The 24,394-nt window shown below is 62.4% G+C and carries 23 protein-coding genes; 16 read left to right on the forward strand and 7 right to left on the reverse strand.

What is annotated here, in order from left to right; all coding sequences use genetic code 11:
- Window positions 1–115: 115 nt before the first annotated feature.
- Window positions 116–766, reverse strand: a complete 651-nt coding sequence (locus GYA94_RS11440) for an HAD family hydrolase (protein ID WP_110679182.1) — start codon at window positions 764–766, stop codon at window positions 116–118.
- Window positions 767–790: 24 nt separating this feature from the next.
- A complete protein-coding gene (locus GYA94_RS11445; RefSeq protein WP_029886284.1) occupies window positions 791–1,339 on the reverse strand; it encodes a gamma carbonic anhydrase family protein in 549 nt (182 codons plus the stop codon).
- Between the two features lie 66 nt (window positions 1,340–1,405).
- On the opposite strand from GYA94_RS11445, the gene prlC reads away from it, so the two are divergent.
- The 6 genes from prlC (at window position 1,406) to GYA94_RS11475 (ending at window position 9,720) form a co-directional block, all read left to right on the forward strand.
- Window positions 1,406–3,493: an oligopeptidase A gene (gene prlC / locus GYA94_RS11450; RefSeq protein WP_161892347.1), complete on the forward strand. Its 2,088-nt coding sequence runs from the start codon at window positions 1,406–1,408 to the stop codon at window positions 3,491–3,493.
- Entirely contained in the window at window positions 3,490–3,771 is a 282-nt protein-coding gene (locus GYA94_RS11455) for a YheV family putative zinc ribbon protein (protein WP_161892348.1), read from the forward strand. Before prlC ends, GYA94_RS11455 begins: the two co-directional genes overlap by 4 nt.
- Window positions 3,772–3,856: 85 nt before the next feature.
- Complete coding sequence (locus GYA94_RS11460) at window positions 3,857–5,869, forward strand: M3 family metallopeptidase (protein WP_255326922.1); 2,013 nt, start codon at window positions 3,857–3,859, stop codon at window positions 5,867–5,869.
- A 62-nt stretch (window positions 5,870–5,931) separates the two neighbouring features.
- A complete protein-coding gene (locus tag GYA94_RS11465; RefSeq protein WP_009683613.1) occupies window positions 5,932–6,981 on the forward strand; it encodes a PA0069 family radical SAM protein in 1,050 nt (349 codons plus the stop codon).
- Window positions 6,982–7,274: 293 nt separating this feature from the next.
- Window positions 7,275–7,994: a carbonic anhydrase gene (locus tag GYA94_RS11470; RefSeq protein ID WP_009683612.1), complete on the forward strand. Its 720-nt coding sequence runs from the start codon at window positions 7,275–7,277 to the stop codon at window positions 7,992–7,994.
- Between the two features lie 190 nt (window positions 7,995–8,184).
- Window positions 8,185–9,720 (forward strand): SulP family inorganic anion transporter, encoded by a 1,536-nt coding sequence (locus GYA94_RS11475; protein WP_438826234.1) that lies wholly within the window; start codon window positions 8,185–8,187, stop codon window positions 9,718–9,720.
- A 70-nt stretch (window positions 9,721–9,790) separates the two neighbouring features.
- Here GYA94_RS11475 and GYA94_RS11480 read toward each other — a convergent pair whose 3' ends face one another.
- Window positions 9,791–10,432 carry a hypothetical protein gene (locus GYA94_RS11480; protein WP_029886289.1) on the reverse strand — a complete coding sequence of 214 codons (642 nt, stop codon included), beginning with the start codon at window positions 10,430–10,432 and terminating at the stop codon, window positions 9,791–9,793.
- A gap of 369 nt (window positions 10,433–10,801) precedes the next feature.
- On the opposite strand from GYA94_RS11480, the gene coxB reads away from it, so the two are divergent.
- The 4 genes from coxB to GYA94_RS11500 are packed head-to-tail and all read left to right on the forward strand — an operon-like array spanning window position 10,802 to window position 15,043.
- A complete protein-coding gene (gene coxB, locus GYA94_RS11485) occupies window positions 10,802–11,929 on the forward strand; it encodes a cytochrome c oxidase subunit II (RefSeq protein WP_054911457.1) in 1,128 nt (375 codons plus the stop codon).
- Window positions 11,930–11,972: 43 nt separating this feature from the next.
- Entirely contained in the window at window positions 11,973–13,562 is a 1,590-nt protein-coding gene (gene ctaD, locus GYA94_RS11490; protein WP_054911456.1) for a cytochrome c oxidase subunit I, read from the forward strand.
- 10 nt (window positions 13,563–13,572) lie between these two features.
- The gene (locus GYA94_RS11495) at window positions 13,573–14,139 is read left to right on the forward strand and encodes a cytochrome c oxidase assembly protein (RefSeq protein ID WP_029886291.1); all 567 of its coding nucleotides are present in this window, start codon (window positions 13,573–13,575) and stop codon (window positions 14,137–14,139) included.
- Window positions 14,140–14,155: 16 nt separating this feature from the next.
- Window positions 14,156–15,043 carry a cytochrome c oxidase subunit 3 gene (locus GYA94_RS11500; protein WP_029886292.1) on the forward strand — a complete coding sequence of 296 codons (888 nt, stop codon included), beginning with the start codon at window positions 14,156–14,158 and terminating at the stop codon, window positions 15,041–15,043.
- Window positions 15,044–15,142: 99 nt separating this feature from the next.
- Here the strand turns inward: GYA94_RS11500 and GYA94_RS11505 are convergent, their stop codons facing one another.
- Window positions 15,143–15,346 carry a twin transmembrane helix small protein gene (locus GYA94_RS11505; protein ID WP_003258925.1) on the reverse strand — a complete coding sequence of 68 codons (204 nt, stop codon included), beginning with the start codon at window positions 15,344–15,346 and terminating at the stop codon, window positions 15,143–15,145.
- Between the two features lie 51 nt (window positions 15,347–15,397).
- Here GYA94_RS11505 and GYA94_RS11510 point away from each other — a divergent pair, with 51 nt between their 5' ends.
- From GYA94_RS11510 to GYA94_RS11530, 5 genes are read left to right on the forward strand one after another with little or no spacing between them, the layout of a single operon-like run.
- Window positions 15,398–16,135: an SURF1 family protein gene (locus tag GYA94_RS11510; RefSeq protein ID WP_161892361.1), complete on the forward strand. Its 738-nt coding sequence runs from the start codon at window positions 15,398–15,400 to the stop codon at window positions 16,133–16,135.
- Complete coding sequence (locus tag GYA94_RS11515; protein ID WP_161892350.1) at window positions 16,104–16,685, forward strand: PA_0111/PP_0108 family redox-active disulfide protein; 582 nt, start codon at window positions 16,104–16,106, stop codon at window positions 16,683–16,685. Before GYA94_RS11510 ends, GYA94_RS11515 begins: the two co-directional genes overlap by 32 nt.
- A gap of 9 nt (window positions 16,686–16,694) precedes the next feature.
- Entirely contained in the window at window positions 16,695–17,774 is a 1,080-nt protein-coding gene (locus GYA94_RS11520) for a COX15/CtaA family protein (RefSeq protein WP_161892351.1), read from the forward strand.
- Window positions 17,759–18,652 carry a heme o synthase gene (cyoE, locus tag GYA94_RS11525; RefSeq protein WP_009683601.1) on the forward strand — a complete coding sequence of 298 codons (894 nt, stop codon included), beginning with the start codon at window positions 17,759–17,761 and terminating at the stop codon, window positions 18,650–18,652. Before GYA94_RS11520 ends, cyoE begins: the two co-directional genes overlap by 16 nt.
- Window positions 18,649–19,281, forward strand: a complete 633-nt coding sequence (locus GYA94_RS11530; protein WP_054904495.1) for an SCO family protein — start codon at window positions 18,649–18,651, stop codon at window positions 19,279–19,281. Before cyoE ends, GYA94_RS11530 begins: the two co-directional genes overlap by 4 nt.
- Window positions 19,282–19,400: 119 nt before the next feature.
- Here the strand turns inward: GYA94_RS11530 and GYA94_RS11535 are convergent, their stop codons facing one another.
- The 3 genes from GYA94_RS11535 to GYA94_RS11545 all read right to left on the reverse strand — a co-directional run bounded on the left by GYA94_RS11535 (window position 19,401) and on the right by GYA94_RS11545 (window position 21,917).
- A complete protein-coding gene (locus tag GYA94_RS11535) occupies window positions 19,401–20,174 on the reverse strand; it encodes a MetQ/NlpA family ABC transporter substrate-binding protein (RefSeq protein WP_009683599.1) in 774 nt (257 codons plus the stop codon).
- A gap of 64 nt (window positions 20,175–20,238) precedes the next feature.
- Complete coding sequence (locus GYA94_RS11540; RefSeq protein ID WP_009683598.1) at window positions 20,239–20,910, reverse strand: methionine ABC transporter permease; 672 nt, start codon at window positions 20,908–20,910, stop codon at window positions 20,239–20,241.
- Window positions 20,910–21,917, reverse strand: coding sequence for a methionine ABC transporter ATP-binding protein (locus tag GYA94_RS11545; RefSeq protein ID WP_161892352.1), 1,008 nt, complete (start codon window positions 21,915–21,917; stop codon window positions 20,910–20,912). Before GYA94_RS11545 ends, GYA94_RS11540 begins: the two co-directional genes overlap by 1 nt.
- Before the next feature lie 49 nt (window positions 21,918–21,966).
- Here GYA94_RS11545 and katE point away from each other — a divergent pair, with 49 nt between their 5' ends.
- Window positions 21,967–24,279 (forward strand): catalase HPII, encoded by a 2,313-nt coding sequence (gene katE / locus GYA94_RS11550; RefSeq protein WP_255326923.1) that lies wholly within the window; start codon window positions 21,967–21,969, stop codon window positions 24,277–24,279.
- Window positions 24,280–24,394 lie beyond the last annotated feature (115 nt).

Raw genomic sequence — 24,394 nt, forward strand, 5'->3', positions numbered from 1 at the left:
GCCGCGCGGGCGGCGCTCGATCTCACAGGCGCTGAAGGTGCTGCGGCTACCCTTGCCAGAAACCATAGAATCTCCCACAGTGACCGCATGGGCTGCAAAGCAGCCCTGAAGGCCCTCAGGCCTTGGTAAATGCCTGATGCATCTCGGCCAGCGTGGCGAAGTGGAAAGCCGGTGCTTCGGCCATCAACTCCTCCCGGCTACCAAACCCATAGCCCACCGCCACGGCCTGCAAACCATTGCTGCGCGCGCCGATCAGGTCATGCTTGCGGTCACCGATCATCAGCGTCTGCGCCGGGTCCAGCCCTTCTTCGTCCAGCAAATGGCGAATCAGCTCAACCTTGTTGGTGCGCGTGCCGTCCAGTTCGCTGCCGTAGATCACCTTGAAGTGGTGGTCGAAGGCGAAGTGCCGGGCAATTTCGCGGGCAAACTCCCACGGTTTGGAGGTGGCGATATACAGCGTGCGGCCCTGGCTGTTCAGGGCTTGGAGCAGCTCCGGCACGCCGGCGAACACCAGGTTTTCGTACAGCCCGGTCACGCGGAAGCGCTCGCGGTAGTAGTTCACCGCCTCCCACGCCTTGGCTTCGTCGAAACCATAGAACTGCATGAACGCCTGCAACAAAGGTGGGCCGATGAAGTGCTCGAGGCGGGCCAGGTCTGGCTCATCGATGCCCAGCTTTGCCAAGGCATACTGGATAGAGCGGGTGATGCCCAGGCGTGGGTCGGTCAGGGTGCCGTCGAGGTCGAACAGGATGTTTTGCTGGTGCATGTACAAGGTTCCACGCGAATGCGCTCATTCAGGTTGATCGAAGCCTTCGGCCAGGTGCTGGTCCTTGAGCTTCACATAGTTGCTGGCGCTGTAGGCGAAAAACGCCCGCTCCTGGTCATTGAGCAGCCGCGCCTGTTTCACCGGGCTGCCCATGTACAGGTAGCCGCTGACCAGGCGTTTGCCTGGCGGCACCAGGCTGCCGGCGCCAATGATCACTTCATCCTCCACGATCGCACCGTCCATGACCGTGCTGCCCATGCCGACCAGAATGCGGTTACCCAACGTACAGCCATGCAGCATCACCTTGTGACCGATGGTCACTTCGTCGCCGATGATCAGCGCGAAGCCGTCCGGGTTGAACGGGCCGGCGTGGGTGATATGCAGCACGCTGCCGTCCTGCACGCTGGTGCGCGCACCAATCCGGATGCGGTGCATGTCGCCGCGCACCACGGTCAGTGGCCAGACCGAGCTGTCTTCGCCGATTTCAACGTCGCCCAGCACCACCGCCGAACGGTCGACGAATGCCCTGGGCCCCACTTTCGGAGTGTGTTGCTGGAAGCTGCGAATGGCCATGATAGCGTCTCTCATCTGTGTCGATAGGCAGGCTGCCTGCTGCGGTCGGCGTCGATTGTAATTAAGATGGGGCAGTGTTTCTTCTGCCAAGGTATCCGAACCGTGAGTGCGAACAACCCGCTTCTGCAGTCCTACGATCTGCCGCCCTTCTCGCAAATCCGTGCCGAACACGTGTTGCCGGCGATCGAAGCGATCCTGGCCGACAACCGTAAAGCCATTGCCGAGATCCTCGAAAAGCAAGGCAGCAATCCCACCTGGGCCGGCCTGGTGCTGGCCATGGACGAACTGAACGACCGCCTGGGTGCGGCCTGGAGCCCGGTCAGCCACCTCAACGCGGTGTGCAACAGCGTCGAATTGCGCGAGGCTTACGAGTCGTGCCTGCCAGCGCTCAGCGCCTACTCTACCGAACTGGGCCAGAACCGTGCGTTGTTCGAAGCCTACCAGGCGCTGATCAGCGGCCCGGAGGCCGCCGGTTTCGATGTGGCGCAAAAAACCATACTCGAACATGCCCTGCGTGACTTCCGTCTGTCGGGTATCGACCTGCCAGCGGACAAGCAGCAGCGCTATGCCGATGTGCAAAGCAAGCTCAGTGAGCTGGGCAGCCGCTTCTCCAACCAGTTGCTGGACGCCACCCAGGCCTGGACCAAGCATGTGACCGACGAGGCCGCACTGGCCGGCCTGACCGATTCGGCCAAGGCGCAAATGGCCGCTGCAGCGCAGGCCAAGGGCCTCGACGGCTGGCTGATCACCCTGGAATTCCCCAGCTACTACGCCGTGATGACCTACGCCAGCGACCGCGCCCTGCGCGAAGAGGTGTACGCGGCCTACTGCACCCGCGCTTCGGACCAGGGCCCGAACGCTGGCCAGCACGACAACGGGCCGGTGATGGAGCAAATCCTCGACCTGCGTCAGGAACTGGCCGAGCTGCTGGGCTACAAGAACTACGCCGAGCTGAGCCTGGCGACCAAGATGGCCGAGTCCAGCGACCAGGTACTGAGCTTCCTGCGCGATCTGGCTCAACGCTCCAAGCCGTTCGCCGCGCAGGACCTGCAGCAGCTCAAGGCCTATGCCGCCGAGCAAGGCTGCCCAGAGCTGGCCAGTTGGGACGCCGGGTACTATGGCGAAAAGCTGCGCGAACAGCGCTACAGCGTGTCGCAGGAGGCCCTGCGCGCCTACTTCCCGATCGACAAGGTACTTAGCGGCCTGTTCAGCATCGTGCAGCGCCTGTATGGCATCGAAATCGCCGAGTTGAAGGGCTTCGACAGCTGGCACCCGGATGTCCGCCTGTTCGAAATCAAGGAAAACGGCCAGCATGTCGGGCGCTTCTTCTTCGACCTGTATGCCCGCGCCAACAAGCGCGGGGGTGCTTGGATGGACGGCGCCCGTGACCGGCGCCGCACTGCCAGCGGCCAGTTGCAAAGCCCGGTGGCCAACCTGGTGTGCAACTTCACCCCGGCTACGCCTGGCAAGCCGGCGCTGCTGACCCATGATGAGGTCACCACGCTGTTCCACGAATTTGGCCACGGCCTGCACCACATGCTGACGCGCATCGAGCATGCCGGGGTTTCCGGCATCAATGGCGTGGCCTGGGATGCGGTCGAGCTGCCTAGCCAGTTCATGGAAAACTGGTGCTGGGAGCCGGAAGGCCTGGCGCTTATTTCGGGGCATTATGAAACCGGTGCGGCCCTGCCACAGGACCTGCTGGACAAGATGCTGGCGGCGAAGAACTTCCAGTCGGGCATGATGATGGTGCGCCAACTGGAGTTCTCGCTGTTCGACTTCGAACTGCATGCCAGCCATGGCGACGGCCGCAACGTGCTGCAGGTGCTCGAAGGCGTACGCGATGAGGTCTCGGTCATGCGCCCGCCGGCGTACAACCGTTTCCCCAACAGCTTTGCGCACATCTTTGCTGGCGGTTACGCAGCGGGTTACTACAGCTACAAGTGGGCTGAAGTGCTGTCGGCCGACGCTTTCTCGCGCTTCGAGGAAGAAGGCGTGCTGAATGCCGAAACCGGCCGCGCCTTCCGCGAAGCGATCCTGGCCCGTGGCGGTTCGCGCGAGCCCATGGAACTGTTCGTCGACTTCCGTGGCCGTGAGCCTTCCATTGATGCATTGCTGCGCCACAGTGGCTTGGCCGAGGCCGCTGCGGCATGAGTGAGGTAGCCGTGAACAAGACCAAGAAGCGCTTTATTGCCGGGGCTGTATGCCCGGCATGCAGCCAGCCCGACAAACTGATGATGTGGAGCGAAGACGACGTACCGCACCGTGAGTGCGTGGCCTGCGGCTTTACCGATACGCTCAACGAACAGGGCTTGTCGGTGCCCAAGGAGCTGGGGACACGGGTCAACCACCTCGAACCGAAAACCCCTGCGGCCAAGGTACAGACGGTGCAGTTCTTCCCTAATCCGAAGTTGAAGAAACCCACAGAGTAAGGGTACAGGGCGTTACATAGAGCTTCTGCGGGGTAACAGGGGGCTGGCTACAGTGTCGGCCCCTGACTTGCCCCTGAGGTGCTTCGTGAATCACGGCCTTGCTCGAATTGCCCATGGCTTGCTCGACTACCCGTCGCTACGGCCCGAACAGCTCCAACCCGCCTTCTTGTCCATTCGCGACGCCAATGTCGCGGCGCTCGAACAGATCATCGAACACAGCGGCCCGGCGCCAGGTTGGGATAGCTTGGTGCTGGCCGTCGAGCAGCTTGACCAGCGGCTGGAAGACCTGCTGCACATGCTCGTGCCGTTGGTGTACGAAAGCCAGGCATGGGCTGTGGAAGTCGATGCTTGTAATCAGTTGCTGCTCGACTGGGCGCGATACAAGCACGAGCACTCAAGGTTGTATGAAGCCTACCAGCGCCTCGATCCCGCGCAGCTGGATGACGAGCGCCAGACTGTGCTCAAACTGATCCTCAGGGCGTTCCGCCACGCCGGCCATGGTTTGGGCGCTAGCGCGCGCAAGCAACTGCACACCACCGAGCAGGCGATCGTCGGGCTTGAGCAGCAATTCATGAGTAACCTGATCCAGGCACGTGAGGCCTGGACTTGCCTGGTGCCGCACGAGGCGCGCCTGGCCGGCCTGCCAGGCGTTGAGCGTGATCGGCTGGCAGTCAAGGCTGCGGCGCAGGGCCAGGCGGGTTGGCTGCTCGACCTTGACGAGCGCACGGTGCAAGTGGTCCTTGAGTGGGCCGACGCGCGTGATTTGCGTAAAGAGGTTTATCAGGCCTCACGGCAGCTGGCTTGCGACCTGGGTGGCAACTACGCCCTGGACAATGGCCCGGTGCTGCAGGCGCTGTTGCGGCTGCGTCATGAGCGTGCGCGGCTGTTGGGCCTGGCCAACGCGGCGCAGTTGAGCCTTGAAGCCAAGGACTCGCGTGACACCTCGCAGGTCGAGGCCTTCATCAACGCCTTGATCCAGCAGAACAGCGCGCGCCTGCAGGAGGAGCTGAAGGCGATGCAGGTGCTGGGTAGCGAATTGGGTATCGAGGCGCTTGCCCCGTGGGACGTGGCATACCTTGGCCGAAAGCTGCGGCTGCAAGGCAACGAGGCGATCGACGCCAGCCTGCGCGAGCGTTTCCCCCTGAGCAGCGTCCTGCAGGGGCTGTGGCAACTGCATGAACAGGTGCTTGGCGTGCGTATCGTGGCGTGCGATGTGGCAGGTTGGCACCCCGATGTGCAGGTACTGGAGGTAATGGACGGGCATGCCCGCCTGGGGCATATCTACCTGGATGCCTACCAACGCCCAGGCAAGCTGCCCTGGCCGTACAGTTATCCCATGCGCCAGCGCCATGTGGAGGCCGACGGTGTGGTGACGTTGCCCGCCGTTCTGCTTTCCTGCTGTTTCGAGCTGCAGCCTGGGCAAGTCACGCCCAACTTGGACCACGCAGACCTTTGCAAGCTGTTCCACGAGGCGGGCCATGCCCTGCATCAGTTGCTGGTCACCAACCAGCACCGGCGCCTCAATCGCACCGCCACTTCCGCGCTGGGCGCCGATGCCTGCGAATTCGTCGGCACCTTGCTCGAACAGTGGTGCTGGTCTGCCCCGGCACTGTTGGCCTTGCCGCAGCCGGAAACGGGTGCGCCGCCAGTGTCATTGCCACAGATGCAGCAGTGGCTCGCTGGCAAACGTCGTTTCCAGGCGGTGGCGGAAGCCGAGCAACTGCGGCTGTGCTGGTTCGATCTCGTCGCGCATTGCGACGATCGCGCCCGCCACGACCTTCGCCAACTGGCGGTTGCCGCAACCCAGCAGGTCGGCTTGCCGCAAGCCTTCGCCCAGGACAGGTTTGCCGAAGGGTTCGATTACATGGTCACGGGTTATGAAGCGGGTTATTACTGCTACAAGTGGGCGCAGGTCCATGCCATTGACGCGTTCAGCGCATTCGAGGCGGCCGACGCCGATCATCGGGCGCTGGGCCGCCGCCTGCGCGACGAAATCCTGGCCAAGGGCGGGATGCGCCGGATGACGGCGTCTTTCAACGCATTCGCCGGCAGGCCCATGTCGCTGGAGCCGTATGCAAGGCGCCACTTGTCTCCCTGACAACAAGGGTGAAGGCGCTGCTGGTAATATACTGTATGCATAACCAGTTAGGGGCTAACAGCATGGATCCTGTTCGCGGTCGTGGTACCCGCCACAACCCACACAATCGTTTTGCACCACGCCAGTCGGTGCTCGAAGACGATGGCTGGTATCAGGAGGTGCCCGTCACCCAAGGCACCGAGGTCAGGGCTGAAACCGCCAAGACCATCATCGCGCGCAATACTTCCCCTGACCTGCCCTTCGACCGCTCGATCAACCCCTACCGCGGTTGCGAGCACGGCTGTATCTACTGCTATGCCCGCCCGTCCCATGCCTACTGGGATCTGTCCCCAGGCCTGGACTTCGAAACCAAGCTGATCGCCAAGACCAACGCCGCCGAGGTACTGGTGCAGCAGTTGAGCAAACCTGGGTATAAGTGTGCACCGATCAACCTGGGCTCCAACACTGACCCGTACCAGCCCATCGAGCGCGAGCAACTGCTGACTCGGCGCCTGCTTGAGGTACTGCTGCGTTTTCGCCACCCGGTGACCATCGTCACCAAAGGGGCCCTGGTGCTGCGCGACCTCGACCTGCTCGCCGACATGGCCCGCCAGCGCCTGGTGCGGGTGATGATCAGCCTGACTACGCTGGACGATGACCTCAAGCGGGTACTCGAGCCCCGGGCGGCAGCACCAGGGGCGAGGTTGCGGGCCATTCGTGTGCTGCGCGAAGCAGGCGTGCCGGTGGGCGTGTTGTGCTCGCCGATGATACCGATGATCAACGACAGCGAACTGGAGCGCCTGTTGGAAGCGGCCAAGGCGGCCGGGGCGCAGAGCGCGGCGTACATGCTGCTGCGCTTGCCGCTGGAGGTGGCGCCGCTGTTCGAGCAGTGGCTGCACGACCATTACCCACAGCGCGCTGCGCATGTGCTGAGCCTGATCCGCCAGAGCCGCGATGGCGAGCTGTACGACAGCCGCTTTGGCACACGCATGCGGGGTGAGGGGGTATTTGCCGAGTTGCTGGCGCAGCGTTTCGCCAAGGCGATGAAACGCCTGGCGTTCGAAGGGCGCGAGTCACAGGTGCTGGATTGCTCGGCCTTTTCCCCGCCGGGCGAGCAGATGGCACTGTTCTGATAGCCAAGGTAAACACGCCCTACAGAAAGCCTCACTAATGGCAGCCAATAATTACGCTAATACATATTGGCAGTTGATGTTTTTTTGCTATTATTCAGATCCCGCCTTTTATATCTGGAACGCCCGTTCTAGAGCCCTCGAATTAAGTTTCAGTTAAGTTTTCCCGGTTAGCGTAGGCAACCAATCCACACCGACTGTGATCTATGGGCTGTGCGTGTCATCTAAAACCCTGCATAGCCAGAATCTTTAACCGGTAAAATGGATTTACCTACACACCGTCAAGAGGATGAATCATGCCCGTCAAGGACCCATCCAAGGTCGTACCGCAGGTCCCCGCTGAAAGCGCCGATGCTGCCCTGAAGCACATCGTCGACGGTTTCCTGCGCTTTCACCATGACGTCTTCCCAGAACAGCAAGAGCTGTTCAAGAAGCTCGCCACTGCGCAAACACCGCGCGCCATGTTCATTACCTGCGCCGACTCTCGCATCGTGCCCGAACTGATCACGCAAAGTTCGCCAGGCGACCTGTTCGTGACCCGTAACGTAGGTAACGTAGTACCGCCTTATGGCCAGATGAACGGTGGCGTTTCCAGCGCTATCGAGTACGCGGTGATGGCACTTAAAGTGCACCACATCATCATCTGCGGCCACTCCGACTGTGGCGCGATGCGTGCGGTACTCAACCCGCAATCGCTGACCAAGATGCCAACCGTTGGCGCCTGGCTGCGCCACGCCGAAGTGGCCCGCACCGTGGTCGAGAACAACTGCTCGTGCGGCAGCGAACATGAAAGCATGCAAGTGCTGACCAAAGAGAACGTCATTGCCCAGCTGCACCACTTGCGCACCCACCCTTCGGTGGCTTCGGGGCTTGCAGCGGGTCAGCTGTACATCCATGGCTGGATCTACGACATCGAGACCAGCAGGATCGAAGCCTACGACGCTGCCAGCGACAGCTTCATGCCCCTGGCCGCAGGCCAACCGGTGCCATGCGCCACTCCGAGAGGCCGCTACTAAGCGACCCGTCCGCCGTTAGAACCTTGATAGCCGGCTGCACCCTGTAAGGGTGTGGCGCGGCCTTCGGCTGCCCTGAATACCCTGACTGCCCTGCCGGCGAGCCCGCTGGCGGCCCGCGCCTGCGCGCTTGTCGGGGACCCAACGTGCCCATGGCCAGGGGAATGGCCGTGCGACTAGAGAAAGGAGAAACATGGTGAACATTACACAGCTGAAAGCGGCCCTGCCGCGTGAGTTGCTGGCTTCGGTGGTGGTCTTTCTGGTGGCCCTGCCCTTGTGCATGGGCATTGCCATCGCCTCGGGCATGCCGCCGGCCAAGGGCCTGATTACCGGCATTATCGGCGGGGTCGTGGTCGGCTTCCTCGCCGGTTCGCCGTTGCAAGTCAGTGGTCCGGCGGCGGGCCTTGCGGTGCTGGTCTTCGAGCTGGTACGCCAGCACGGCATGGCCATGCTCGGGCCGATCCTGCTATTGGCCGGTTTGCTGCAATTGCTGGCCGGGCGCCTGCGCCTTGGCTGCTGGTTCCGCGTCACCGCGCCGGCGGTGGTCTACGGCATGCTGGCAGGCATTGGCGTGTTGATCGTGCTGTCGCAGGTGCATGTGATGTTCGACACCGCACCGCAGCCATCGGGTATGCAGAACCTTGTGCAGTTTCCGGCGACCCTCGCTGCGGCCATGCCGCACGAAAGCGCCGGCGCTGGCTGGATAGCCGGTGCGCTGGGCCTGGGCACCATCGCCATCATGTGGGGCTGGGAACGTTTGCGGCCGCAGCGCCTGCGCTTTGTGCCAGGCGCCCTGCTGGGTGTGGCGAGCATGACCATCATCAGCATGTGGTTGGCCTTGCCCGTGAACCGCGTGGAAGTACCGGCTGACTTGTCCGAAGCCATCGACTGGCTCCGCCCCGGTGACTTGATGCAATTGGCCGACCCTGCCCTGCTCGCCGCCGCCTTTGCCCTGGCATTCATTGCCAGTGCCGAAACCTTGCTGTCCGCGGCTGCGGTCGACCGCATGCACAGTGGCCAGCGTTCGGACTTCGACCGTGAGCTGTCCGCACAGGGCATTGGCAACATGCTCTGCGGGGTGCTGGGTGCACTGCCGATGACCGGGGTGATCGTACGTAGCTCGGCCAACGTGCAGGCAGGTGCGCAAACACGCGCATCGGCCATTTTCCATGGCTTGTGGCTGCTGGCTTTCGTGGTGGCGTTGAGCAGTGTGCTGCAGCAGATACCGGTAGCCAGCCTGGCAGGTGTGCTGGTGTTCACGGGGATCAAGCTGGTCGACTTCAAGGCGTTCCGTGGGTTGGGCCGTTATGGCCGCATGCCGATGTTCACCTATGCGGCGACGGCGCTGGCGATCATCTTTACCGACCTGCTGACTGGCGTGTTGCTCGGCTTTGCCCTGACCTTGCTGAAGCTGGCATTCAGGGCGGCACGGTTGAAGATCAACCTGGTCGATCTGGCAAAGCCTGGGCACATGGAATTGCGGCTCAGTGGCGCCGCGACCTTCCTCAAGGTACCGGCATTGACCCAGGTGCTCGATGGCGTGCCGGCGGGCACCACGTTGCATGTGCCACTGGGTAACCTGAGCTATATCGACCACTCGTGCCTTGAATTGCTGGAGGACTGGGGGCGCAGCAATGCTGCCAATGGCTCGCGGTTGCTGATCGAACAGCGGCGGTTGAAGCGGCGAATCGAGGGGCGGTTACGGACTACGGCGGGTGTGGGGGCCTGAGGTTGAAGTTCTGTAGTGCCTGAACTGGCCTTTTCGCGGGTGAACCCGCGAAGAGGCAGGCACAGGATTATCAGGTCGGCTGACCCAGCTCGACACCCAGCTGACGCGACAGGCACGGCCAGCGCTTCCACGCTTCACCGGTTGCCGGGCTAGTCAGCGTCTCGCGGTAGGCTTCCACCGACTCAGCCGCAAAGCTTGCGTCGTTGAGCATCTCATCCACCGAGTGGTGCACCACTTCATCCAGCTGGTTGGCAAATTCTTCGCCGATCAACTGGTGGGCAATCAGGTTGGCGACGGTGGTGTCGACCGGGATCAGCGGCTGCTGGAAGTGACGGATGTACAAGTCATTCACCTCCTCCACCAGGCGGTGCGCCAGGTACGCCTCATCTAGCAGGCAGTCCAGCCCCACATGCCCGTTCATGACCTCGGGTGGCTGCAGGAAGTAAGCCTCGGCAATTTTCAATACAGGCTTGATCTGCGACTCGATGCCGGCCTCGAGGGCGACTTCATGGGCCGCCTCCAGCAGTTCCGGAACCTGTTCGATGTAGGCGCTGACGAAGCGCGCCAAAGTACCCTGTGCGTCCTGCTCAGGCAGTTGGATCGAGGGGTGCAGGTGGGGCAGTTGCAGCTCGAGACGCTGTTTCAATTGGCCAGTCTGGCCTTCATGTTGATGGGCTTGGCTTACCTGCTCGCGTACAGCAGCGATGTTCATGACAACTCCAGGGACATTACGTTTCAAACGGAAGACACTAAATTAGCTCGGTATACGGCATACCTAAGACGAATTTGTTATAGATGAGTTCAACTTCTGCGTTACCTGGAATATAGCATGGCCACTATTTGGCCATACCCCCTCAAGCCTGCGGTTTTCAGGGGGTATAGCTGTTTCGTGAAGTTCATTTCATTGCCTTCGTTGCGCGGTATTGGTCGCTGTCTATACTCCCGGTGAACGTGATTCGTTGATGAGGCCCGACTGCTTTTAGCAGGGGCTCGGTCGTTGAAGCCAGGCAGTCTTGACCGCCGTTCCCTCTTGCCGCAGGCCACGCCTCCGGGAAAACAAGAACGAGAAGGGGAACCCGCAATGATGCGACATCCACCTGTCTGGATGGGCCTGCTGTTGTGGTCGGTTCTGGGTCAGGCCAACGCTGCCTGGACCGTGAACATGCACCCGGGGGCGACGGAAGTCTCCAACGCCGTCTTCGATCTGCACATGACCATCTTCTGGATCTGCGTGGTCATCGGCATCGTGGTGTTCGGCGCGATGTTCTGGTCCATGGTCATCCACCGCCGCTCCACCGGCCAGCAAGCCGCGCATTTCCACGAGCATACCTGGGTGGAAATCCTCTGGACCGTGGTCCCGTTCCTGATCCTTGTGGCCATGGCCATACCGGCCACCAAGACCCTGATCGACATCTATGACGCCAGCGAGTCGGATATCGACATCCAGGTCACCGGCTACCAGTGGAAGTGGCATTACAAATACCTGGGCCAGGACGTGGAGTTCTTCAGCAACCTGGCCACCCCCGCCGAGCAGATTCACAACCAGGCGCCCAAAGACGAGCACTACCTGCTGGAGGTCGACCAACCGCTGGTGTTGCCGGTGGGTGCCAAGGTGCGCTTCCTGGTGACGGCGGCCGATGTGATTCACTCGTGGTGGGTGCCCGCCTTCGCGGTCAAGCGCGACGCCATTCCCGGCTTCGTCAACGAAGCCTGGACGCGCATCGAGAAGCCAGGCATCTACCGCGGCCAGTGTACCGAGTTGTGCGGCAAGGACCACGGTTTCATGCCCGTGGTCGTCGAGGTCAAGTCCCAGGCCGACTACGACACCTGGCTTGGCGAGCGCAAGGCAGAGGCGGCCAAGCTCAAGGAGCTGACCAGCAAGGAATGGACCCTTGACGAGCTGGTGGCGCGCGGCGACAAGGTCTACCACACCACCTGCGTGGCCTGTCACCAGGCCGAAGGCCAGGGCCTGCCGCCGATGTTCCCGGCGCTGAAAGGCTCGAAGATCGCTACCGGGCCGAAGGAAGGTCACTTGAGCATCGTTTTCCACGGCAAACCCGGTACCGCCATGGCCGCCTTCGGCAAGCAACTGTCGGAGGTCGATATCGCTGCCGTGGTGACCTACGAACGCAACGCCTGGGGCAACAACAAGGGCGACATGGTCACGCCGAAGGACGTGCTGGCGCTGAAGCAGGCAGAAGCCAAGTGAACCGGGTTACTCGCGGCAATCAGTGGATTGCAGGAGACAGGACATGAGTGCAGTGATCGACGACCACGCCCACGGCCATGACCATGCGCACGGCCCGGCCAAGGGCCTGATGCGCTGGGTGCTGACCACCAACCACAAGGATATCGGCACCCTGTACCTGTGGTTCGCCTTCCTCATGTTCCTGTTGGGTGGCTCGTTCGCCATGGTGATCCGCGCCGAGCTGTTCCAGCCGGGGCTGCAGATCGTCGAACCGGCGTTTTTCAACCAGATGACCACCATGCACGGGTTGATCATGGTCTTCGGCGCCGTGATGCCGGCCTTCGTCGGCTTGGCCAACTGGATGATCCCGCTGATGATCGGCGCGCCGGACATGGCCCTGCCGCGCATGAACAACTTCAGCTTCTGGTTGTTGCCGGCGGCGTTCCTGCTGCTGGTTTCAACCTTGTTCAGCCCCGGTGGCGGGCCGAATTTCGGCTGGACCTTCTACGCCCCGCTGTCGACGACCTATGCCCCGGCCAGCGTCACCTTCTTCATCTTCGCCATCCACCTGATGGGTGTCAGCTCGATCATGGGGGCGATCAACGTGATCGCGACCATCCTGAACCTGCGTGCCCCCGGCATGACCTTGATGAAAATGCCACTGTTCGTCTGGACCTGGTTGATCACTGCGTTCCTGCTGATTGCAGTGATGCCGGTGCTGGCAGGGGTGGTGACCATGATGTTGATGGACATCCACTTCGGCACCAGTTTCTTCAGTGCGGCTGGCGGTGGTGACCCGGTGCTGTTCCAGCATGTGTTCTGGTTCTTCGGCCACCCCGAGGTGTACATCATGATCCTGCCCGCCTTTGGCGCGGTCAGCTCGATCATCCCGGCATTCTCGCGCAAGCCCCTGTTTGGCTACACCTCGATGGTGTACGCCACCGGGGCCATCGCCTTCCTGTCGTTCATCGTGTGGGCGCACCACATGTTCGTGGTCGGTATTCCGGTGGTCGGCGAGCTGTTCTTCATGTACGCCACCATGCTGATTGCGGTGCCCACCGGCGTGAAAGTGTTCAACTGGGTCAGCACCATGTGGGAAGGCTCGTTGACCTTCGAAACCCCGATGCTGTTCGCCATCGCCTTCGTCATCCTGTTTACCATCGGCGGCTTCAGTGGGCTGATGCTGGCGATTGCACCGGCCGACTTCCAGTACCACGACACCTACTTCGTGGTGGCGCACTTCCACTATGTGCTGGTGCCGGGGGCGATCTTTGGCATCTTCGCCTCGGCCTACTACTGGCTGCCGAAGTGGACCGGCCACATGTATGACGAAACCCTCGGCAGGCTGCATTTCTGGCTGTCGTTCGTCGGCATGAACCTGGCCTTCTTCCCCATGCATTTCGTGGGGCTGGCCGGTATGCCGCGGCGCATACCCGACTACAACCTGCAGTTCGCCGATTTCAACATGGTGTCTTCGATCGGCGCGTTCATGTTCGGTGCCACGCAGATCTTCTTCCTGTTCATCGTCATTAAGTGCATCCGTGGCGGCGCCCCTGCGCCGGCCAAACCCTGGGACGGCGCTGAAGGCCTGGAGTGGTCCATCCCCTCGCCTGCGCCCTACCACACCTTCCAGACACCGCCGGAAGTGAAGTAGGAGCGCCGCCATGACAGGCCTTTCGCTGAAGCGCCTGGTAACGCGCCTGCTGATGCTGACGGTGGTGATGTTCGCCTTCGGCTTTGCCCTGGTGCCGATCTACGACGTGATGTGCAAGGCCTTCGGCATCAATGGCAAGACCGGCGGGCAGTACGAGGGCAGCCAGGTCAGTGACCCCTCGCGGTCGGTCCGGGTGCAGTTCATGTCGACCAACGCCAGCGACATGGTCTGGGACTTCTACTCCAGCGCCGATCAGCTGGAGGTCCACCCCGGTGCGGTCAACCAGATGATCTTCATTGCCCATAACCCGACCGACCGGCCGATGAGTGCCCAGGCGATACCCAGCATCACCCCCGCCGAAGCCGCGGCGTACTTCCACAAGACCGAGTGCTTCTGCTTTACGCAGCAGGTGCTGCAACCCGGCCAACGCATCGAAATGCCGGTGCGCTTCATCGTCGACCGCGACCTGCCGGCCAGCGTGAAGCACCTGACGCTGGCCTACACCTTGTTCGACATCACCGCTCGCCACCCGCCGGTCGCTCAAGTTGCGGCCCAGGCCGTCCAGGGCGCCCGTTAAGGGAAGGAGAACAGCAATGGCAAGTCATGAGCATTACTATGTTCCGGCGCAGAGCAAGTGGCCGATCATCGCTACCCTCGGCATGTTCATCAGCGTGTTCGGCCTGGGTACCTGGTTCAACGACATGAAGGCCGGGCACCCGGAGTCGCACGGGCCGTTGATTTTCTTCGTGGGTGCTCTGTTTCTGGCCTACATGTTGTTCGGCTGGTTCGGGGCGGTGGTCAAGGAAAGCCGTGCAGGGCTATACAGCGCGCAGCTGGACCGCTCTTTCCGCTGGGGCATGAGCTGGTTCATCTTCTCGGAAGTGATGTTTTTCCTGGCCTTCTTCGGCGCGCTGTTCTACGTGCGCGTGCTGGCGGGGCCGTGGCTGGGTGGCGAAGGGGCCAAGGGTGTTGCCCATATGCTCTGGCCCGGCTTCGAGTTCACCTGGCCGCTGTTGCACACGCCGGACCCGAAGCTGTTCCCGCCGCCCAAGGAAGTGATCGACCCGTGGCACCTGCCGCTGATCAATACCCTGTTGCTGGTCAGCTCCAGCGTGACCATCACCCTGGCCCACCATGCGTTGCGCCGCGACCACCGCGGGGCGCTGAAAGGCTGGATGGCGCTGACCATCGTGTTGGGCATCAGCTTCATCGCGCTGCAGGCCTTCGAGTACCACGAGGCCTATACCAAGCTGGGGCTGACGCTGGGCTCGGGCATCTATGGCGCTACGTTCTTCATGCTTACGGGTTTCCACGGCGCGCACGTGACCTTGGGCACGATCATCCTCATTGTGATGTTCGTGCGTATTCTGCGTGGCCACTTCAACCCGCAGAAACACTTCGGCTTCGAAGCGGCCAGCTGGTACTGGCACTTCGTGGATGTGGTGTGGGTGGGGCTCTTCATCTTTGTGTATGTGCTGTGACTAGCGAACCCTGTGGGAGCGGGCGCGCCCGCGAATGCGCCGGTGCATTCAACATCGCATTCGCGGGCATGCCCGCTCCCCCAGGGCGAGGTGAAAACCTCAGAAAGGGGCGTGAGATACGAGCTGACCACTGATGAAGCCCCAGGCGACCAGCCCTATGGTCAGCGCCGCCAGGGTCACCCGCACCGTCAGCGCTTTCAGCAGGCGGGTCGAGTTTTCATCATCTTTGACCAGAAACACCAGGCCACTGAACAGACTGGCGATCGTGGCCAACAGCATCAGGACAATCGCGGCCTTGAGCATGGCGCTACTCCCGGGAGATGCGGTGATGTGGATAAGTATAGCGAGGCGCCCGTGAGGCCGTTTCGCCCAGGCTGGGTACCCACCTTGGTGGTACTTGCACTGCTACCGGGGCTGATCGCGCTTGGCTGCTGGCAACTCGGCCGGGCCGAGGAAAAGCGCGCATTGCTGGCCAGCTACGCCGAGCGACGTATCGAAACGCCGCTGGCGACCAGCCAGCTGAATGGCAACGAAGACAACGCCTTGCGCCGCGTGCACCTTTATGGCCGCTTCGACGCCGAGCACAGTGTGCTGCTGGACAACCGCATGCGCGACGGTCAGGCCGGTGTCGAATTGCTGCAACCCTTCCACGACCAGGCCAGCGGCCTGTGGCTGCTGGTCAATCGCGGCTGGCTTCCCTGGCCGGACCGCCGCGTACCGGTGCACTTCGATACCCCCGCCCAGGCCTTGGCCCTCGACGCCTCGGTGTATGTGGTACCCGGCAACACATTCCAGCTGCACCCGGACCCCGTCGGCGGCCAGTGGCCGCACCTGTTGACCGCCATCGACGCGGCACAACTGTGGGCGCAGCTCGGGCGTGAGGGGTTCGCCCACGAACTGCGCCTGGAACCTGGCCCGGCAAGCTACCGCCTGGGCTGGCCCATCGTGGCCATGGGCCCGGAAAAACACATGGGTTACGCCGTGCAGTGGTTTGCCCTGGCGATCGCCCTGGTGCTGCTCTACCTCTATTTCGGCTGGCGCCAAAACAAGGAGAAAAGCCATGGCCACCGCCACTCCACTGGACGTGCCTGAACGTAGCAAACCCAAAGCCCGCGGGCGTTTGCAGCTGTTGCTGATTCTTCTGGTGGTGCTTGGCCCGATGGTCCTGGCCACCAGCATGTACAAACTCAACTTCTGGGTGCCGGAGGGCCGCAGTTACCACGGCGCCATGATCGGCAACGGTGAGAGCCGTGCCGACCTGGGCGTGGCCGGCGAAGACGGGCGCTGGCAGTTGCTGGTCAGCGCGCCGCAGGCCTGTGCCGAGGAATGCCAGCGGCTGGTGTACCTGGCCCGGCAGATCCAGGTCGGCCTGGGCCGTGATGCCAGGCGGGCCAGCCATGCGCTGGCCGCCGCCCAGCCGCTGAGCGCCGACTACCAGGCCCTGCTCGGGCGCGAATACCCGCAATTGCAACGCTACCCGCTGGATGCGCCGCGCTACCTCAAGCAGGTCGGCGAGGTTGCCCCGCAGCTGTGGATCGTCGATCCGCACGGCAACCTGGTGCTGCGCTACGGCGCCAAGGTCAACGGCAAGCATGTGCTGGATGACCTGCGCCATCTGCTCAAGCTGTCCAATATCGGCTAGGAGCCTGCCATGGCCAGACCCGGATTCCGCCTTGCTGTGTGCGCCACCCTGCTGGCACTGCTGGTCGTGCTGCTCGGTGCCTATACCCGCCTGACCCACGCCGGCCTCGGTTGCCCCGACTGGCCCGGTTGCTACGGTTTCATCAGCGTGCCCAAAAGCGAAGCGCAGCTGGCCCATGCCGAACTGCACTTTCCCGAACACCCGGTAGAGGCGGCCAAGGGTTGGGCCGAAATGGTTCATCGTTACTTCGCGGGCAGCCTTGCCGTGGTCATCGCCTTGCTCGCCTTGCAGGCAGTGCGCCGGCACCACAGCGACGGGCAACCCTATCGCCTGCCTGTGCTGTTGCTGGGTGTGGTGCTGGCCCAGGCGGCGTTCGGCATGTGGACGGTCACCCTGAAGCTTTGGCCGCAGGTCGTCACGGCCCACTTGCTGGGCGGCTTTACCACGCTGAGCCTGCTGTTCCTGTTAACCCTGCGGCTTTCCCGGGCCTTTGCGCCGTTGCCCAAATTGCCGCTCAGCCTGCGGCGGGTCGCTGCGCTGGCCTTGCTGGTGGTGATCGGGCAGATCGCCTTGGGTGGCTGGGTCAGTGCCAACTACGCAGCGGTTGCCTGTATCGACCTGCCCACCTGCCATGGCCAGTGGTGGCCGGCGGCGGACTTCAGCAATGGTTTCCACCTGACCCAGCACGTTGGCCCCAACTACCTGGGGGGGCAGCTGGACAGTGATGCGCGCACGGCCATCCATGTCAGCCACCGGCTGGGTGCGTTGGTGGTCACCTGCGTGCTGCTGATGCTCAGCTGGAAACTGCAGCGCTGTGGTTTGGGCGGCCTGGCCCGGCTGGTGTTGTTGGCGTTGGCCGTGCAGGTGGGCCTGGGCATCGGCAATGTGCTGCTGCACCTGCCGCTGGCCATAGCGGTGGCGCACAACGCCGGTGGGGCTTTGCTGTTGCTGTGCATGGTGCTGGTGAACTACCGCATTCGGGTGGTCGACAAGGTACGCGTGGGTGTCGGCCAAGGCTGGCGCCTGCGGCCAGTGAACGGCGTTGGCATTTCCCATCATATGAGGAACGAGTCGTGGCGACGCTTCTGAGCACCCAGCGGGCCAGTTGGCGCGATTACCTGGAGTTGACCAAGCCCAAGGTGGTCGTGCTGATGTTGATCACCTCGTTGGCGGGCATGTTCCTTGCCACCCGTGCGGGGGTGGGCTGGAGTGTGTTGGTGTTCGGCAACCTGGGTATCGGCCTGTGCGCGGGTGGCGCGGCAGTGGTCAACCATGTGGTCGACCGGCGCATCGATGCGCTGATGGCGCGTACCCGCAAGCGGCCGCTGGCCCAAGGCCGTGTCGAGCCCTTGCCGGCGTTGCTGTTTGCCCTGGCGCTGGCGCTGCTGGGCATGGCCCTGTTGCTGATTTTCACCAATGCCCTCACTGCCTGGCTGACCCTGGCCTCGCTGCTTGGCTATGCGGTGCTCTACACCGGTTTTTTAAAGCGTGCCACGCCGCAGAATATCGTGATTGGCGGCCTGGCCGGCGCTGCCCCGCCCCTTCTGGGCTGGGTCGCGGTCAGCGGCCAGGTCAGTGCCGAGCCGTTGCTGCTGGTGCTGATCATCTTCGCCTGGACCCCACCGCACTTCTGGGCCCTGGCCATCCACCGCAAGGAGGAATACGCCAAGGCCGACATTCCGATGCTGCCGGTGACCCACGGTGAGCGCTACACCAAGCTGCACATCCTGCTGTACACCCTGATATTGCTGGCGGTGAGCCTGTTGCCCTACGCCATCCACATGAGCGGCCCGCTGTACCTGGCCTGTGCCCTGGCTCTGGGCCTGCGCTTCCTGCGATGGGCCTGGGTGTTGTACCGTGGCAGCCGGCCGCACGCAGCGATCGGCACCTTCAAGTACTCTATCGTGTACCTGTTCGCGCTGTTCATCGCGTTGCTTCTCGACCACTACCTGTTGCTGAACCTATGACCCGAACCCAGAAAACCGTCTTTGTCCTCGTTGCCCTGGTCGCGCTGATCATGGGCCTTACCGTCAACAAAGTGCTCAAGGGTCGCGACCAGCCCAACCCTGCCGAGCTGATCGATGCCGGTATCATCCTGTTGCCGCAAAGCCGCGCCGTGGCAGATGTAACCATGACCAACCAGGATGGCCAGCCGGTGCAGTTGGATGAACTGAAAGGCAAGTGGTCGCTGCTGTTCTTTGGCTACACCTACTGCCCGGACATCTGCCCGACTACCCTGGCCCAATTGCGCCAGGTGAAGAGCGAGCTGCCCAAGGATGCTGTCGACCGGTTGCAGGTGGTGTTGGTGAGCGTCGACCCGAACCGCGACACGCCGAACCAGCTGAAGCAGTACCTGGCTTATTTCGACAAGGACTTCATTGGGGTGGCGGGGTCGATCGAAGATACCCAGAAGCTGGCCAATGCCCTGAGCATTCCATTCATTCCGGCAGATACCAGCAAGCCGGGCTACACCGTGGACCACAGCGGCAACCTGGCGGTCGTCGGGCCGGACGGGCGTCAGCGCGGGTTCATTCGGGCGCCGTTCAACAACCAGAAGCTGGTGGCGCAGTTGCCTGGGTTGGTCAAAAGGGATTGATGGGGTATTGAAAGCTTCGCGGGCACGCCCGCTCCCACAGGGATATCACAAGGCCTGAGGCTAGCGATGTCCCTGTGGGAGCGGGCGTGCCCGCGAAGAAGCCAGCGCGATTGCGAGGCTTAAAACGCCGGAACCACAGCGCCTTTGTACTTCTCGGTAATGAACTGCTTCACCTCAGGCGAGTGCAGCGCCGTTGCCAGCTTTTTCATCGCGTCCGAGTCCTTGTTGTCCGGGCGGGCAACCAGGATGTTCACATAGGGCGAATCGCTGCCTTCGATGGCCAGGGCATCTTTCTCGGGGTTCAGCTTGGCTTCCAGCGCGTAGTTGGTGTTGATCAGGGCCGCGTCCACCTGGGTCAGCACGCGCGGGATGGTGGCGGCTTCCAGTTCACGGAACTTGATGTTCTTCGGGTTCTCGGCAACGTCCTTCACCGTCGACAGGATGTTCTTGTTGTCCTTGAGCTTGATCACGCCGGCCTTGTCCAGCAGCAACAGGGCGCGGCCGCCGTTGGTGGCATCATTCGGGATGACCACGGTAGCCCCGGAAGGCAGTTCGTCCAGTTTCTTGATCTTGGTCGAGTACACGCCCAGCGGCTCGATGTGCACGCCTACCACGCTTACCAGGTCGGTGCCCTTGGCCTTGTTGAATTCATCCAGGTACGGCTGGTGCTGGAAGAAGTTGGCGTCCAGGCGCTTTTCCGCCACCTGCACGTTCGGCTGAATGTAGTCGGTGAACTCCTTGACCTTCAGTTCCACGCCCTCTTTGGCCAGCGCCGGTTTGACGAAGTTGAGGATTTCGGCGTGTGGCACCGGGGTAGCGGCGACGGTCAGGGTTTCGGCAGCATTGGCCGAGAAGGCCGCGACAGCGGCGACAACAGCAAGCAGCTTCTTCATTGATCACTCCTTGTGAGGGCCGCGACGGCCCCCGAACGGGTCGGCCAGGCCGACCCCATTGGGGTTACTTACGGGAAAAATGTACGACCAGTTTGTCGCCCACGCTTTGCAGCACTTGCACCAGTACCAGCAGCAGTACCACGGTGACCACCATCACGTCGGTCTGGAAACGCTGGTAACCGAAGCGGATCGCCAGGTCGCCGAGGCCACCGGCACCGACTACACCGGCCATGGCGGTGTACGAAACCAGGGTAATGGCGGTGACGGTGATGGCCGCGAAGATACCCGGACGGGCCTCAGGCAGCAGCGCGCTGGTGATGATCTGGCGGGTGGTGGCGCCCATCGACTGGGTCGCCTCGATGATGCCGCGGTCCACTTCCCGCAGGGCAGTTTCCACCAGCCGTGCGAAGAACGGCGTAGCACCCACCACCAACGGCGGAATGGCGCCGGCGACACCCAGCGAGGTGCCGGTGATCAGCACCGTGATCGGGATCATCACGATCAGCAGGATGATGAACGGCAGCGAGCGCAGAATGTTCACCACCAGCGACAGCAGCGCATACACGCCCTTCTGTTCGAACATCTGCTTCGGGCCGCAGAGGAACAGCAGCACGCCCAAGGGCAAGCCGAGCAGCACGGTGAAGAACAGCGAGCCGAACAGCATGATCATGGTATCGACGGTGGCCAGCCAGATTTCGGCCCAGTCGACGTTGGCAAAGAAATTCAGGGCGTCCATCAACGCAGTACCTCCATATGTACGTCAGCTGCCTTGAAGTGGGCGAACGCCGCTTCCATGTCACCGCCGATCAGGGCGAGGGTGAGCTGGCCATAGGGGATATCCTTGATGCGGTCGATACGCCCGGCAAGGATGCTGTAGTCCACACCGGTTTCACGGGCCACGGTGCCCAGCAGCGGTGCGTAGGTGGCATCGCCCTGGAAGGTCAGGCGCACGATGCGGCCCGGGACGTGGGCGAAATCGTCGCGTTGCTCGCCTTCGTCGACCTGCTCGTCTTCCTGGACGAAGCGCTTGGTAGTGGCGTGCTGCGGGTGCAGGAATACCTCGGCCACCGAGCCCTGCTCGACGATCTGGCCTGCATCCATCACCGCCACGCGGTCGCAGACCCGGCGGATCACGTCCATTTCGTGGGTGATCAGCACGATGGTCAGCTTCAGCTCACGGTTGATTTCGGCGAGCAATTGCAGGACCGAAGCCGTGGTTTGCGGGTCGAGGGCGCTGGTGGCCTCGTCGCACAGCAGGATCTTGGGGTTGGTAGACAGGGCGCGGGCGATACCGACGCGCTGCTTCTGGCCACCCGACAACTGCGCCGGGTACTTTTTGGCGTGGTCCGAGAGCCCGACGCGGGCCAGCAGTTCGGTGACGCGCTTGTCGATTTCGCTGCGCGACAGCTCGCCGGCCAGGGTCAGTGGCAGTGCCACGTTGTCGGCGACGGTTTTGGAAGCCAGCAGGTTGAAGTGCTGGAAAATCATCCCGACCTGCTGGCGGAAGCCGCGCAGCTGGCTGGCGTTGAACGCGGTAACGTCTTGGCCATCGACGATGATCTTGCCGCCGGAAGGCTCTTCAAGGCGGTTGATCAAACGCAGCATGGTGCTCTTGCCGGCGCCGGAGTGGCCGATAAGGCCGAACACCTGGCCATCTTCGATGGTAAGGCTGGTCGGATTCAATGCGGGGATTTCCCTACCGGCAACGCGGTAGGTCTTGTGTACCTGTTGGAACTCGATCACGTAGCGAACCTTGTGGGGCGCATGGAATTTGGGTCAGCGGTTAGCTGGGGTGGCGCATTTTAGCCTTTTCCCCTGGCTGTTCTTAGCATTTATTTCGTCAGGCACCAATCCTTCGGGTATATGGCGACAATCGGTAAACCTGATTGAACGCTCGCCGCTCCCCTCCAGTCACTACCAGAACAAGCCCGAACGGGCATGCCTGAAGACTGACGAGGAGAGCCGACCCATGCCCAGCAAGAAAACGGACGCGCCCAAGCACAGTGAGGCCGCCGGCACCCAGACCCCCGACCGGGCCAACACCAATGCCAAGCTGCAGAGCCTGGAGCCGTTCCGTAGCGATGCTACCGGCCAGGCGTTGCGCACCAACCAAGGGGTGAAGATCGCCGACAACCAGAACAGCCTGAAGGCGGGTGCGCGCGGGCCTTCGCTGCTTGAAGACTTCATCATGCGCGAGAAGATCACCCATTTCGACCATGAGCGTATCCCGGAGCGTATCGTGCACGCCCGCGGTACCGGGGCGCACGGGTATTTTCAGAGCTATGGCTGCCATGCCGAACTGACCAAGGCGGGTTTCCTGCAGGACCCGGAAAAGATCACCCCGGTGTTCGTGCGCTTTTCCACTGTGCAGGGGCCACGCGGCTCGGGTGACACGGTGCGTGATGTGCGCGGCTTTGCCGTGAAGTTCTACACCGATGAAGGCAATTTCGACTTGGTTGGCAACAACATGCCGGTTTTCTTCATCCAGGACGCGATCAAGTTCCCGGATTTCGTGCATGCCGTGAAGCCTGAGCCGCACAACGAAATGCCGACCGGTGGCTCGGCCCATGACACGTTCTGGGATTTCGTTTCGCTGGTGCCCGAATCGGCGCACATGGTGATCTGGGCGATGTCCGACCGCGCCATTCCCCGTAGCCTGCGCATGATGGAAGGCTTTGGTGTACACACCTTCCGCCTGATCAACGCCGAAGGCGTGGCCAGCTTCGTCAAGTTTCACTGGAAACCGCGCCAGGGCGTGCATTCGGTGCTGTGGGACGAAGCGCAGAAACTGGCCGGCAAAGACACCGACTACCACCGCCGCGACCTGTGGGAAGCTATCGAGACCGGTGACTACCCAGAGTGGGAATTGGGCGTGCAGATCGTGCCCGAGGCAGACGAGCACAAGTTCGACTTCGACCTGCTCGATCCTACCAAGCTCATCCCTGAAGAGTTGGTGCCCGTGACGCTGCTGGGCAAGATGGTGCTCAACCGCAACCCGGACAACTTCTTCGCCGAAACCGAGCAGGTGGCGTTCTGCCCGGGGCATATCGTGCCCGGTATCGACTTCACCAACGATCCGCTGCTGCAGGGCCGGCTGTTCTCGTACACCGATACACAGATCAGCCGCCTGGGTGGGCCGAATTTCCATGAAATCCCGATCAACCGGCCGGTGGCGCCCAATCACAGTGGCCAGCGCGACGCCATGCACCGCATGACCATCGACAAGGGCCGTGCTTCGTATGAGCCCAACTCAATCGATGGCGGCTGGCCGAAGGAAACCCCACCTGCTGCGCAGGATGGTGGCTTCGAGAGCTACCAGGAGCGCATCGATGCGCACAAGATCCGCCAGCGCAGCGATTCGTTTGGCGACCACTTCTCGCAGGCGCGGCTGTTCTTCCAGAGCATGAGCCCTACCGAGCAACAGCACATCATCAAGGCCTACAGCTTCGAGCTGGGCAAGGTGGAGCGTGAAAGCATTCGCCAGCGGGAAGTGAATGAGATTCTTGCCAATATCGACCTGAAACTGGCGGCGGCTGTCGCGGCGAACCTGGGGCTGCCCGCACCCAAGCAGGGTACGGTCCAGGTGAAAGGTAGCAAGCTGGCGCAGTCCAAGGCGTTGAGCCAAATGAACCACCCTGGTTCGGTAGGCATCAAAGGCCGCAAGATTGCAGTGCTGGTGGCCGATGGCGTGGACGCGGCCAGTGTCGACAAGCTGGTGAAAGCGCTGGAGGCCCACAGTGCACGGCCCATGCTGCTGGGGCCGACGTCGGCGCCGGTGAAGGCGGCCGACGGCAAACAGCTACCGGTGGATGCGTCGATGGAAGGTATGCCGTCGGTCATGTTCGACGGGGTTGTGGTGCCGGCGGGCAAGGCCTCTACCGATGCGCTGGCGGCCAGCGGCCTGGCCAAGCACTTCCTGCTGGAAGGCTATAAGCACCTCAAGGCAATGGTGCTGACCAAAGACCTGGTCAGCGGCCTGGGGCTCAAGGAGGACAAGGGCCTGCTGGTGGGGGATGACCAGAAAGTGATGGATGCCTTCGTCAAGGCGGTAGAGGGGCATCGGGTTTGGGAGCGGGAGGCTGCTGCGGAGGCTGTGCCGGCCTAATAGCAGGCAATTAAGTAATTTGGGGCCGCTTTGCGGCCCTTCGCGGGCACGCCCGCTCCCACACGTTTGGCGCTGAGCTCAAGAAATGCGCGATCCCCTGTGGGAGCGGGCGTGC

It is taken from the genome of Pseudomonas juntendi (assembly GCF_009932375.1).
GTDB lineage: Bacteria > Pseudomonadota > Gammaproteobacteria > Pseudomonadales > Pseudomonadaceae > Aquipseudomonas > Aquipseudomonas juntendi.